Below are 13,092 nucleotides of genomic sequence, written 5' to 3' on the forward strand. Positions count from 1 at the left end.
CGGTATACAGAGGTCGTTGAGGCGTTGGGCAAGTGCGGTCGGGCCACGGAGTTGCCACCCGTGGACCTGATCGAGTGCACATGGGCGCGCATGAATGCCTTGTGGCGCCGCACCTGTGCTGACCGTTCACGGGCGAGGTTGGGCACGTTATCGCCTCGACTGCTGGCTGCATTGGTTGTCTCACACTACGTCCATTCGGACTGGCCGGATCGTGAATGACTCAGCTCCAGAGCTGACTGTCTTCTTCCGGCCCAAAATCGGTCCGTCAGCAACGCGCCCTATAAGCGGTCATGCAACTGCGCCAACATTAAGCCTAAAAGCTGCCGCCATCAGTTGAAATACCGGGTGTGAGCCGCGTCGCAATTCGCGCGAGTGATTGCTCTGAATTAGCCATTTACTCGCCGTCGTACTCGATGTTGCGGAGCGCGACGGTCCGGTCGGCCCGGCGCCGCTCCATCGCCAGCTGATTGTCCGCCGACCTGATGAAGCGCGCGGCGAAGTCGCGCACGGCCTCGTTCTCGTCGTCTTCCCACTCGGCGACGAGGGCCTTGCGCGCCTCCTGCGCCTCGACGGAGCCGTATTCGCCGACGAGCACGCCGCTTGAGTCGATGACGATGTCGACGATGTTCAGCAGCTCGTCGTCCGCGGGCAGGAAACCGACGATCGCGCGCAGCAGCGGATGCAGGAACTTCTCGCCCTCGTAGGCCCTCAGCACCGAGAGCACGAAGTTGATGCCCTCCCGACCCTGCTCGAGCTGGCCGTAGAGCAGCGGATAGAGCGGATGCTCCAAGTTGGGGAAGAGCTCGGCGATCAGCCGGCCGCCGTGGAACTGCGAGAAGGCCGGATTGGCGTCGAACCACGCCCGCGCCGCCGCCACGATCTCGCCTGGGGCGGCCGCGAGCGGGGCGCGCAGGTCGTGGACGCCGTGCGGCAGGTCTTCGTAGCGGATGTCCCCGTTCTTGCTGTCGTGCTGGAAGCGCCGGCCGATCAGCTCGATGACTGCATGGACGTGCTCGGCCGCGATGACGGCGAGCATCGCTTCGCCGTCGCTGCCCAGGCGCGGCATATCGGTCATCAGCGCGAGCAACGGGTCGACCTGCTCGGCGGAGAGTTCCTTCAGCAGCTCGACCTGGTCCCAGTTGAACATGCCGCCGGTCCAGCTGAACACGCCGCGTGACGCCAGCGACCGCGCGGCCGGCAGGTAGATCTCGTCGAACAGGCCCTGCGGATGCCTCGCCGACTGCCGGGCGGCGGCGATGGCGGCGTTGTGCAGGATCGCGTCGTCCGCCGCGGCCAGCCCCTTAGCGGTGATGGTGGCCAGCAGGTCGAACCGGAACGCCTCGGCGAACTGCAGGTAGTAGGCGATCGAGGACAGGTGCCGGTCCTCGCCGATCCAGCCCTCTAGCAGGCGGTCTATGTCCGGGCCGCGACCGGCTTCCCAGAGTCCGTGGAGCATGCCAGGCAGCCATGCCGCGAGGCGGTCGCTGAGCCGGGGCAACCACGACAGCAGGATGTCGGGCTGGGTCGTCGCGAGCCGCTTGATGAAATCCTGGAGTCCAATGAACGTCGCCCCATCGCTGCTGCGCGTCTCGACAAAGCGCTCGAGCCGCACGAGCCACTCGTCCGACGTGTCGGCCGTGAGGTCCGCGATCAGCGCTTCGATGCCGGCGGACTGCTCTTCCTTCCTCGCCTCGTAGTCGAAGCCCGGCTTCGCCCACATGCTCGCGGTCACGCTGTCGTAGCCGACGAGCAGCCGGTAGCGGGCCAGTTCGGGATCGGCGTCTAGCGCGGCACGGACTTCGGCGAACGCCTCGAGCAGCCGCCCCTGCGCTGCCACCAGCGCGGCGTTACCAGCCATGGCGGGCGGCAGCGCGTGGTAGGCGTAGTATCGCTGGTGGACGGCGACTTCGAGATGCCGCCTCGCCTCGAGCCCGAGGCCGGGGATCACCCCGGCGAAGAACCCCATGACCCGTGCGAGGTCGTCCATAATGACCTCGCCGAGCTGATCGGTGTAACCGGCGTTGTTCGGCGTGCTGCCCGCGGCGAGCATGGCGTGCCGCACGTTGCCCTTCGCCCCGTCGTCGGCGAGGAGCCTGTGCAGGCGCTCGAGCTGTCCCAGCGCATCGCGGCGAATCTGCTTCAGCTCGTCGGTGACGACGACCGATCCGTTGTGAAGCAGCATCGCATCGGCCTTCCAGCTGGTGCCGGTCACTGTGGTCGAAAGGGTCTCCTTCAGCATGATGGTGGCGCTAGCGGTGGCGTCGACCAGGGAGGCATCCTCCATCCCCGCGATTCTGTCGACGATCAGCCGCTGGATTCCCGGCCCGACCCTCTTCCAGGCATGGAGGTCATACTGGGCGAACCGCCGGGCGAGATCGTCGATCGGCTTGCGCTCGTCGTCCGTGGCGGCGGCGCTTCGCATGGCGATCACGGCGTCGAACATCCGCTCCGGCGCCGCGTAGAGCAAATAACCGCTTTCTAGGATCCGGCAGATCTTGACGATGACCGCGTGCGCCCTGGTGCCGGGATATTCGCGGTTGAAGTACTTGAGTGGCACCTCGGGCATCCCGGGCGCACGCATCGCCGCGTCGGACATCGTGTCGATGATGTCGGGCGCGGCGGCTACGTACTCATCGAAGTGGGGAAGCACGAAGTCCGAGTAGCGCTCGACCGTCTCCTCGAGGCTGTTGCGGTCGTCACAGCCGCGGATCGCCGCGAGGGCGTCGCCGTCGAACATTTCCTTGCCGTCGCGCAGTCGGGCATAGTCGCTGGCGATCTTGTCGAAGGCGTAGCCCGCCGGCTGGAGGTGTTCCTGCATTACCTTGCGCAGACGCTTACGCATCGCCTCGATCTTCGCGACCCCGAACCCCACGTCGGTCATCGGCTTGTAGATGGTGTCGTGCGCCATCTCGGCCCAAGCGTGGTCAAGGATCGTTTGGATCTGGATCTCGCAGCGCAGTCCGGCGAACCGGCGGTATTCGGGGAGCGCGCAGCGAGCCTCGCTCAGCGTCACCACCCAGTTCTCAGATATGAAGAATTCGGCGCCCTCCTCCTTGCTCTCGGGATAGTGCATCTTGGAGCGATCGTAGTCGACGTCGAAGTTGTCGCGCAGGATGCCGCTGTTCCGGAACCGCTCGACGTCGCCGTTGGTGTAGAGGATCACGCGGCAGCCCGCGACGTCTTTGGCGAGGTCGCCGATAGGCGTGTCGGCCTTCGCCCCGGCCCTGGCGAGCTTCGCCTCGAGCGACGCCGGTTCCTTCGCGCGGCCCTGGATGTTCTGCAGGCGAAGGTCGCGTCGCTCGGCGATCGCGGCCTCGAGGATGTCCGACACCGCCTCGGCGAAGTCGGCATACAGCGCCATCCCACCGGTCTGATATTCGTCGAAGGTCATTCCGCGCTCCCGGCCCGCATCCAGATCGGCAAGACGAGGCATATCGAAAGTCCGTTTCGCACAATATCTCGTCTAGAACCTGCCGTTCGGCAAACGGCCCATCAGCAGACCTTAACTTGCACCCAACTGGATGGGCTATGTCGAATAACTCATCAGTTGGTTTTTGATCCTCAAACCCCGGGCAAAGGTTTCACATTCGAGAACTTCACAGCATAGTGATCAATCGCAAAATACGTAGGGCGATCTATCCCAGATCAAGATTTTCGCTGTCGCCATCTCTAAGCCACTGAACAAGCCGAGGAATGGTCTCGTCGAGACCCTCTCTCAATCTACACTCCCAAATCGTAGCTGTCCTCCAACCCAGTTGCTGCATGGAAGATAGGCAGCGAACGTCCCGCTCCACGTTTCTCGCAAATTTTTGCTCCCATTTTTCCGCATTGGTTTTCGGGGTCGTCGCCAATTTGCAACCCTGGTGGCGGTGCCAGAAGCATCCATGTACGAATATCGCTGCGCCATATTTGGGCAGAACAAGATCCGGCTGGCAGGGCAAATCCCTTCGTCGTCGGAGGGAAAAGCGAAACCCGCTGGCATGCAAACGTTTTCTAACGAGAAGCTCGGGCTTCGTGTTGCGCGAACGAATGCCCGACATCATTCGCGAACGCTCTTCCTTTGAAACGATATCGGCCATTTTTACCCTGGTTGTCTCGCGAAGACCTGGTATGAAACTTCCATGAAATCAAATCGGGTCTTTCGCACAATCGATCTCTTTGCCGGTCCGGGCGGGCTCGCCGAAGGCTTCTCGACCTCGACCGGACCTGCCGAATTCAAGATCGATCTTTCCGTCGAGATGGATGCCGGAGCCTTTTCCACCCTCAGACTGAGAAGCTTCTATCGGAACCTCGATCCGAGCGGCAGGCAGGACTACATCGACTTTGCGAACGGCGAAATTCCGCTGAAGGAAATCGTTCAGCGTCACGGAGTCGCCTGGGAGCAAGCGGAAGCAGAGACCGCCATGCTCGAACTTGGCAAGCCCGACGACGATCGAAAACTCGATGTGCGTCTGGACAAGCTCCTCGAGGACGATGCCGACAACTTCGTTGTGATCGGAGGTCCTCCCTGTCAGGCCTATTCGCTTGCAGGCAGATCCCGGAACGCTGGAAATGCCGACTACACTCCCGAGAAGGACCGCCGGCACTTCCTGTTTCGGGAGTATATCCGCATTCTCGACAAGGTGCGTCCCCGCGCATTCGTGATGGAAAACGTAAAGGGGATCCTGTCCTCTTCGGTTTCCGGGGGAAGAATCTTCGAACTCATCCACCGCGATCTGGCGAATGCCGCCGGGCCCGACAGCTACCGTCTTTTCTCGCTATCGCCCGAACCCGACAAGTCAGGCTATTTGTTGCGGGCCGAGGAGCACGGTGTGCCCCAGGCCCGGCACCGTGTCATCATTCTCGGATTGCGTCAGGATGTGGCCGCCAGTCTCGATGCGAGCGAAATTCGACTTCCGAAGGCGACACGGGAAGTGTCGGTGGAGGAAGCCATCGGCGACCTGCCGGAGCTGCGAAGTGGGCTGAGCCGGGGAGAGGACAACTTCCCATGCTGGAAAAAGGCGGTAGGCGAAGCATTTCTGGCCGCGGCAGACGCCGCGCCCGAGGGGTCGGGGCTGCGCGAACGGCTATGGCAGCATCATAAGGCTATCCAGCAAAGAATGGAGACGGGTCGAAGTTCCACGTCCTATGGCACCACGCCCCCGTCGGAATTTGTGAAAACACTACGCGACGATCGACTGATACGCCCACCCAATCACGAGACGAGAGGTCATATGACCTCCGATCTCGCCCGATATGCCTTCTGCGCGACATTTGCCGAGCTCGAAGGACGCCCCCCTTCCTCCCGGGACTTTCCCGAGGTTCTCGCGCCGAACCATCAGAGCTGGAATTCGGGAAAATTTGCCGACCGTTTCAAGGTGCAGGTTTGGAACAGACCCTCTTCCACCGTTACAAGCCACATTTCTAAGGACGGCCACTATTTCATCCACCCCGATCCGACCCAGTGCCGTAGCCTGACCGTAAGGGAGGCCGCCCGACTTCAAAGCTTTCCCGACGACTACGTATTCCTTGGCAACCGTACTTCGCAGTACGTACAGGTTGGAAACGCGGTACCGCCCGTCCTCGCCAGGCAAATCGCGTTGGTTCTGGGCCAGCTGCTTGCGGGCGGCATCAAACAGGCAAGGGCCGCCTAGCCCATAGATTCGACTGGCGCCCCTTCATCCGCGAGCCGATTGATCAGAAGCTTCATGGCATTTCTTTCGGGCCGCGAAAGCGCGATATTCCCGGCCGAAAGCTTCTCCAGGGCCCGGTTGGACTTGTCGGAAAGCAGGCGCTTCTGGTTGGCGTTGGCACGAACCAGATCCGCTTTTGGAACGATCGATAGCAGAACGACATCGAGATCAATTTCGTTGTCGATCTTTTTCGTGTCGCGCCCGGCCTTCTTCAGATCCTTTGCATCATCTTCGCTGAGTGTGACGTAGTCGGGAAGGGCGGGAACACTGAAATCCATCTTCGAGATATTTTCCCAGCAGGCCTGCATCTTGCAGTATTCGCCAACGTTGCGAGCTTCGGCCGGTGCGTCCTTGATCGCCGCGGCAATTTGAGGCGCAAGCACCTCGAGAAACTCCTGAAGCTCTTCCGGGACATCCTGTGTCGACCAGACAGTGTCCCAATTGATCGACGCGCGTCCTAACTCACGCACATGAAGAGAAGCTCGGGCAAGCGTGTAGGTCACTGTCTGCGACTTGAAGCCACGATCTTCCTGGTACCATTCCGACTGCGCGATCATCTTGTCAGTCCACCTGAACAGCAGTGCCATTGAGCACGCGTTCCTGAACCAGGTCTCGTTGAAGTTTGCCTGCCCGGCTTTCCACGCTTTCGCCGTCTCGTTAGCGAAGTGCATGAAGCATTTCTGGGCGCCCTTCGACACGATGTCGGGCCGCCTTTCAAAAGTAGTCACATATTTCGCGAGATCGGTTTTCACCATGACCTTGGCCTTGGGAAATTCAAGCTGATACTTCCGCCGTTCCGCCTTGCTCGCGTAGGCCATGCCGTCGCGATACTGGCCACGTGCACGCTCGTAAAACCACTTCTCGCCCGCTAGCGCACCGTCCTGCGGCGGCGCGGTCAGGACCCTAGAGTACCGTTCCATCTGCAGGTGGAAGGGATGGTTGGAGAAGAAATCGGCTTCCGAGATCCGGTTCTGCGTATTCGCGTAGCGGGAAATCAGCGGCACCACCTTCTCGACCGATTCATCCGGTACGACCGAAAGCTTCATCTGGACGTGGACTTTGTCGAGCGAGGCCTTCCCCACGTCCTTGGCATAGAGAATCGAGGCCGTTGTCTGCCCCCCGTTTACGATCTGGAGATCGTGTATCGAGGAAATGCCGAGCTGACCGTCTTCCAGTTGCCTGAGTTCCACACCTGATGCCGTCGCGGTCAGGCCATTATTGTAGGCGAAGAACATCTCGGGTTCTTCCCGAATCGTTTTGAGAATGCCCTTGTTCACTTTGGTTCTGGCCTGAAGGTAGGTCCGGACATTCTGCTCGAGTAGTCTCGCACCGTAGAGACCGTAGACGTCGGCGAGAACCTCGCCGGGCAACGCCAAAAGATAGGATTCGTATTCGCCGGACATCTTTGAAGCCCGCAGGCACGGGAGGGCGCCGCCGGCAATTCCTTCCAGATCGACCTCGATGGCTTCGGGTGTCGCCCGCGACTTTTGAATGTCGGCATATCTCGCAACATCGAGAACGGTGTAGACAACGGGCACTCCGGCAACATCCGCCATCAGCTGTGGGGGCCTGCGCGCAGCAAGTCTGGCGTTGGAAAACAGGATAACGCGAAGCCTGCGGATCGACTGCTGGTTCATGTAGATCGGATAGGCCGCCGCGAAGCACTGGCTGCTGTCCTCCAACGAGTTTATGAACTCGGGCGCGAGAGCGTTCTCGAAGAAATTGGTTGCCTGCTTGAGAGCGGAATCCATCCTCGCGGCCTGAAGCGACTGAAGCTCGCGCCCCTCCCGAAAGTCGCAGATGGCCAAGTAGAGCGTGCCTCGATCTGCGTCGAAAGCATGACCGTCCACCCGATACGGCCTTGAACCTCCTTCCTTGCGGCAGTGGGCATATTCGAGATCGATCGTGTCACCATTGTCGCTCGCGGCCTCGGCGAAAATCTCGAAGAAGGCCTCTTCCTGAAAGACTCCGCCGGCCTCCGCCTCGAGCATCACGTCTTCGCGAAGGTCCTCGAAAGCATCTTCCAGATCATCCATCGATCAGCTCCTCGAAGGTGGCTTCGATATCCCTCGCATAGGGCTGACAATCGGAGGCGCGAATCCTGTATCGCACCTGCTCCACCCCTGGTCTGAGCTCCCCTCTCTCGATTCTCGGGAAATCGTCGCGAACTTCGTAGAGAGCCCTGTCGACCCGCGTCCACGTCTCCTCCTCGTATTCGGGGTGCGGCTCGTATCCCGCTCCCAAATATCCTATACCGAGGAGATCGGAAGCGCCCCCTCCGGTTGCCTTTGCCAAGTCGGCGAGTTCCTTTGCGATCGAATTCAAGGTGCAGGATCCGGCCGCCCCTTCCGGAGCAGGAGCAATGCCCTGATTGCAGATCAGTATCCTGCCCTGACGAGGATCGAGCTGATCTTCCGACGAAACGGAAATCATCCGATCGGCCGTCACGACCTGCGTCTTCACCTCGAAGATCGTCGAACCCACCACGAAATCCTGTTCATGCCTCTCGTGCCCGGTCCAAGCATGCAGACCGGCAATTAGCCCCATGCGGGGCAGGAGCTCGTCCCGCAGGAACAAAAGTTCGCCGACAAGCCCGATTCGCTCGCTTCTGGTGAGCCGCCGATCTTGGCGGCGCTTCAGCATCTCGTGCCAGCGGTGAAGTTCTTCCAAGGTGCGGACGAAGCCTTCGGAGGACCTCGTCGCTGCGTTTGACCGCGTCGCGAGCATCAGACCAGCGCACATATGTGAGAAGATCTGGAGGTCAGCCTTGTCCTGAAGGCCGAGAACGAGTCGAACACGGCCGGCCTTGGGCTCCTCCAGCTCGATCGAAATCCCCATGACCTTGGGTAGTTTCGGAATTCCACCAGCCGGCCGGTCCGCGTCGAGCAGAAACACGTATTGTCCGCGACTATCCTGTCCGATCCGGAAGTCCAGAGGATGGCCGCTGTCGGCGAGCAGCACGTTTCGTGCACCCGATTCCGCCGGCGGCGAGAGAGATTCCCATGCCTCAAGCATCCTGGTCTCCCGTGATCGCCTCGGCGTCGTCGTCGTCTTCCTGCTCGTACTGAAGTTCAAGCTGGGTCCGGTAGACCGCATTGACCTGGTAGGTGTGTTCCTTTGCCGGCCTTTTGGTCTCGGGAATGCAGAAGGAAAGCGTCACCGCCGGACTCCCGATCTTCAGAACATCGTCCGACTGTTCCTTGTGGTCCGGATCGTCGCGCAATGTCGGCTCGAATACGTGAACCAGCATCATCGGCCGTTTTCGGACGCTACAGGCGGCACGTTCCTTCTTGTATTCGTCGTTCTCGAACCGCTGAAGTGCGTTCCTTTCCTGCTCCTCGTCGAGACCGATCCATGCATCCGGCAGATCAGCCACCCGGCTCCTCGCGCCATAGACCCTGTATGCGCCATCCTTCACGATGCCTTTATCGCGACTTCTCATGCGTACGTCCTGTCCGGCGAAGCTCTTCGCGGCACCTGCCTGCTTCATCGGTATCGCAACGTCCCACTCGGACATTTCGTCGGAGATGCGATCCTGGACATAGTCCTCGAAAAGCGAGGATTCCGAGATCTTCGCAAGATCAAGATGGGGTCCGAAGTTGAACCTAGCGATCAACTCCAGCACGTCCCTGCCTCTTGCCCGCCAAGCAACGTAGCCCGGCGCAACTTCCAACGGCTCGCCCAGCCGTTCCAAGAACTCCGTAACCGCGGCGTAATTCTCGTCGCCCTTTCTCGCGTCATTTGGAAGCGCGTGGCCCTCGACATGACGGGCGGAATAGTCCTGCGCGACGGTCAGCTTCTCTGCGGTCCGCATCTTGTTCGCTGCGGTCACGCGGATCGCCAGAGGGCTCTGGCGAACCTTCAGGCCGAAGTCGGCCGGCGTGCGGTTCGCGGCCTTCATGCGCTTCACTTCCTTGCGCAGTTCCTCGGTCGCCTCGTCGACGTACTCGTAGTGATTGAGCGACATTTGGGGAAGGTAGAGCCGGCAAATGTCCTCGTATCCCGGACGGTACCCGAACCAGCGCGCCATCTGCATCAGAGTGTCGCTCGCTGCCACGTTTCTGAGCAGATATGAAACGGTTAGCCCTTCAAGGGTCAAGCCGCGCGAAAGCGCGAGGCCACCGATGGCGATAACGTGAAGCCCGTGCAGCCTGTTGAGGCTGTAGTCGAGCACACCGCCCTTCATGTTGACCGTACGGACCTCGATGCTCTGAATGCCCTCGTTGAGGCAGGAAAGCACGTCGGACCATTCGTAGTCGAGATCCGAATATTCCTCGTCGAAGCTGACCTTGAGATCGTCCATCGTATCGTCATGGATCCTCTCCGGATCGAGCGAACCATAGACGGAGACGGCATCCTTGAGCTCGGAAAGGTATTCATGAACGTGTCCGAGGATCTGCGCCTGAATGGCATTGAAGCGGCTCACGTTTATCATCATCGAGCAGTGCGCATCCCCCTTTTCCTGCAACACACGGATCGCACGCGTCAGGCAGAAAACCCTGACAGCGTGCTTCAGGCTTTCCGGAAGATCGGTGACCAGATCGCCACTTTTGTGCTTGAGCGGCAAGAGCGCCTGATAGTCGGCAACGGTCCTGACCATCTCGTCGCGAAGATCGCCGTCATCTCGAAAAACGCGGTGCGAGCCCACGTAGTTTGAAGGCGGATCGAGAGCCTTGATGAAATTGCCGGGAAACAGGTCGTCGTGCTCCATTTCCTCCGGCGATTCAGGATCGATGAAGATGTTCGCGAATGGTGTTGCCGTGTATCCCACATAGGCGGACCGCGGAAAACGGGCGAGGATTTGCCGGATAATGCCGTTGATGGCCGTCGTAAGCTTGGGATCCTTTGCGGTGTTGATCGAGGCGTTGTCGGCTTCGTCGTCGATCAGGAGCAGGGGCAGCTCGAACCCTCCGGTTTCCTCCTGCTCGTCAATCCACTTCTCGAGCCTTTCTAGAACCGCCTTGTTCTTTTTCGTCACGAAGATCATCGGCTCTTGGTGACCGGCCAGACCGAAATAGATCCCGTCCATTCCGGCCTTGAAATCCGAGTCCCTGGTTGTGCCGACCGCGGGTATCCTTCTTTCGGTCGCGAATCTCTGGATCGGCAGCGACTGCTGTGCGGCCGCATTCGCGACCGATATCTTGCCTATGAACGTTTCGTCGAGACGCTCCTGCGTCTGGGTGCGAAGTGAATTCGTGATGCCGGCAAGGAGTATGATCACACGGTAGCCGGCATCCGCCGCCTTGCAGATGAGAGCCGAGTAGTTGGTCGTCTTGCCCATCTGCACGTTGCCCATGACCATGCCGCGGACCGCCTGGTACGACGGATCGAGCGGGTTACCGCACAGGTCGAGGATTTCGTCGGTGTCGGTATCTAGCGTCGCGACGACGTTCGACGGCAGAACTCCGGTTTCGCGGTAGTACTTGCTGAGCCTGTTCCAGTAGTAGAAACTTAGGCTGGCCTTTTTCTTCGACAGCCATGGCCGGTGTCCCTTCGAGATGACCGCGCCGCGCCTCTGGGTGACCCTGAAGCTCGCCTCGAGCTCCCGAACGATGGAGTGAACCGACTCCTCGTCGAGATGGGTAAAGGGTCCGTCCTCCACCATCTGCTCGATTGCACCTTCGGGCAGACCGGCTCCTGTGGCGAAAAGCTCGGCATATTCCCGCTCTATGTTCAGCCGGAAAAAGGCAAGTTCCGCATCATGCATTCTTCCACCCCTTTAATCGCAAATGTTCCTCGACCAGCGTCGACTGGCCGCCCCACGGCTCCGTCACCTGGAGCAGCTCCCAGAGTTTCTCGAACGAGCCATCGCAATGGGCGAGGAGAGACGGCAGCGCCGCGTCGAGCCGCTCCAGAAACGCATCCCGGTCGAGAGCGCTCTGGTTCATCATCTCGGGTCTGGTCGTGAAATCCTCGCCGATGCTGACGGCCGGAAAGCAGTCCTCGACGAGATTGAGCGCAACGCCAAAGGACTGGCGCACTTCACGATCTTCGTGCTCAAGCAGGTCGGCAACGAGCGGATGCTCACGGTTTACATAGTACCGCACTTCGCCGCTCCGGACGTATTTTGCCCAGACGGGCGTCTTGCCGTCCGTTTGCTTGATCCTGCCTCCGCGGGACTGGAATACCTTTCCCGACTGCCCCTTGAGCGACTTCACGATCTCTCTCAGTCTCGACCTTAGTCCGGAGGGGAGCTGGGCCTCCGACTTGTCGACGGTGATCTTCCAGATCGCGTCGAGGCTGTTCGGGATGTTCACCGCAATTCTGACCAGCTGCGAGAGCTCGCCGTGTCGAACCAGCCGGAACCACGTCCCGTGCATAATTAGCCTATGCTGACGGTAGACGTAGAAGCCCTGATTTTTGACGAAGCCCTCCTCGCCGCCCAGCCTCTCATGTTCCGCCGAGGAAATTTTCGAGAAGTGAGGAAGGATGAACGCCTGAACGCTGAATGGCTTTCCTTCGAGCTCCAGATGTTCGACGGGCTTGGATTGTGTCGCCGGGTGATCACGCAGAAATGGGTCGATCGGATCTAGGGCGCCCTCGTTGAAGGTGATCGTCAGCTTCTTTCTGACGCCCATCTCGCCCGCAAGATAACGGTGGAATGTGAGCGCCAGCTCGGACTTTGCGTGTGCCAGAAGCTCGTTGAATTCCTTGGCCCTGACCTTTCCGTACTCAGATAGACGGTCGCAATTTTCCCAGATTATTTCGGTCCCGTCTCGCTCGAGCAGCTTGGGATTTGCGAGCTTCTCGATCTCTTGGTGCTCGAGGATGCCCATCTGCCAGTCTTCGATATCGTCGAGGTCCCAGCTGGCTCCGGCATACTTCCCGTTCTTTCGTGTCAGAACGGTGAGCTTTCTGCATTGTGAGAGCGACGCCGACTTCATCCCCCAGCCGAAGCGCCCCAGGTCGTCCGCGGCCCGCTCGTCTTCGGGGTTTGCGCTCGCCGGCCGCATGGCACCGAAGAGTTCGTCTTCGGTCATGCCGTGGCCGTCGTCGAGAATTCGAACCGTCGGCTCTCCGTCTTCTCTCAGGCACAGGATCTCGATCATGCCCGCCCGGGCCTTGATGCTGTTGTCCAGCAGGTCCGCCAATGCGCTCGGCAGATTGTAATTGCCGAAGCTACGAGCCGAAGCCATCAGCGCGGCAGCGTCCGGCGGATTGTTCCTGTACTTGACCACCGTTTACAGCTTTGCCCCCTCGCTCCCCCGAGCATTTCGTGTCGCTATAGCGACGATCTATTCGCGACGTAAATGCTTGTTTCGCCTAATTTCAAGTTGGTCGGGGATAGCGCCCCGGAGCGTGACCCACTTACTTGGTTCGTGCAATCTGTCAGGTGCATCGCCAGCTATTTCAAAGAGGCAATCTCGGAGTTGCAGGTGAAAGAGATTGGCATGGACCGGCTCCACGTGATTTGATTCCG

At 60.1% G+C, this 13,092-nt stretch carries 7 protein-coding genes; 1 reads left to right on the forward strand and 6 read right to left on the reverse strand.

The window, feature by feature from the left end; genetic code table 11:
• Positions 1 to 394 precede the first annotated feature (394 nt).
• Positions 395 to 3,391: a RelA/SpoT domain-containing protein gene (locus IEW49_RS01830; RefSeq protein ID WP_188641076.1), complete on the reverse strand. Its 2,997-nt coding sequence runs from the start codon at positions 3,389 to 3,391 to the stop codon at positions 395 to 397.
• Positions 3,392 to 3,635: 244 nt separating this feature from the next.
• Positions 3,636 to 4,079 (reverse strand): very short patch repair endonuclease, encoded by a 444-nt coding sequence (locus IEW49_RS01835; RefSeq protein WP_188641077.1) that lies wholly within the window; start codon positions 4,077 to 4,079, stop codon positions 3,636 to 3,638.
• Between the two features lie 42 nt (positions 4,080 to 4,121).
• On the opposite strand from IEW49_RS01835, the gene IEW49_RS01840 reads away from it, so the two are divergent.
• On the forward strand, positions 4,122 to 5,633 hold the full coding sequence (locus IEW49_RS01840; protein WP_188641078.1) for a DNA cytosine methyltransferase: 1,512 nt from the start codon (positions 4,122 to 4,124) through the stop codon (positions 5,631 to 5,633).
• Here the strand turns inward: IEW49_RS01840 and IEW49_RS01845 are convergent.
• Genes IEW49_RS01845 through IEW49_RS01860 form a run of 4 tightly spaced genes read right to left on the reverse strand, consistent with a single transcriptional unit; the run spans position 5,630 to position 12,808 of the window.
• Positions 5,630 to 7,708, reverse strand: coding sequence for an AIPR family protein (locus IEW49_RS01845; RefSeq protein ID WP_188641079.1), 2,079 nt, complete (start codon positions 7,706 to 7,708; stop codon positions 5,630 to 5,632). The genes IEW49_RS01840 and IEW49_RS01845 overlap by 4 nt on opposite strands.
• On the reverse strand, positions 7,701 to 8,687 hold the full coding sequence (locus tag IEW49_RS01850) for a PD-(D/E)XK motif protein (protein WP_188641080.1): 987 nt from the start codon (positions 8,685 to 8,687) through the stop codon (positions 7,701 to 7,703). The genes IEW49_RS01845 and IEW49_RS01850 overlap by 8 nt, the downstream gene beginning before the upstream one ends.
• Complete coding sequence (locus tag IEW49_RS01855; RefSeq protein WP_188641081.1) at positions 8,680 to 11,379, reverse strand: Z1 domain-containing protein; 2,700 nt, start codon at positions 11,377 to 11,379, stop codon at positions 8,680 to 8,682. Before IEW49_RS01855 ends, IEW49_RS01850 begins: the two co-directional genes overlap by 8 nt.
• Positions 11,372 to 12,808: an ATP-binding protein gene (locus IEW49_RS01860; RefSeq protein ID WP_268235643.1), complete on the reverse strand. Its 1,437-nt coding sequence runs from the start codon at positions 12,806 to 12,808 to the stop codon at positions 11,372 to 11,374. Before IEW49_RS01860 ends, IEW49_RS01855 begins: the two co-directional genes overlap by 8 nt.
• Positions 12,809 to 13,092: the final 284 nt, after the last annotated feature.

The organism is Pseudoblastomonas marina, from assembly GCF_014641655.1.
In the GTDB taxonomy this organism is placed as follows: domain Bacteria; phylum Pseudomonadota; class Alphaproteobacteria; order Sphingomonadales; family Sphingomonadaceae; genus Alteriqipengyuania_A; species Alteriqipengyuania_A marina.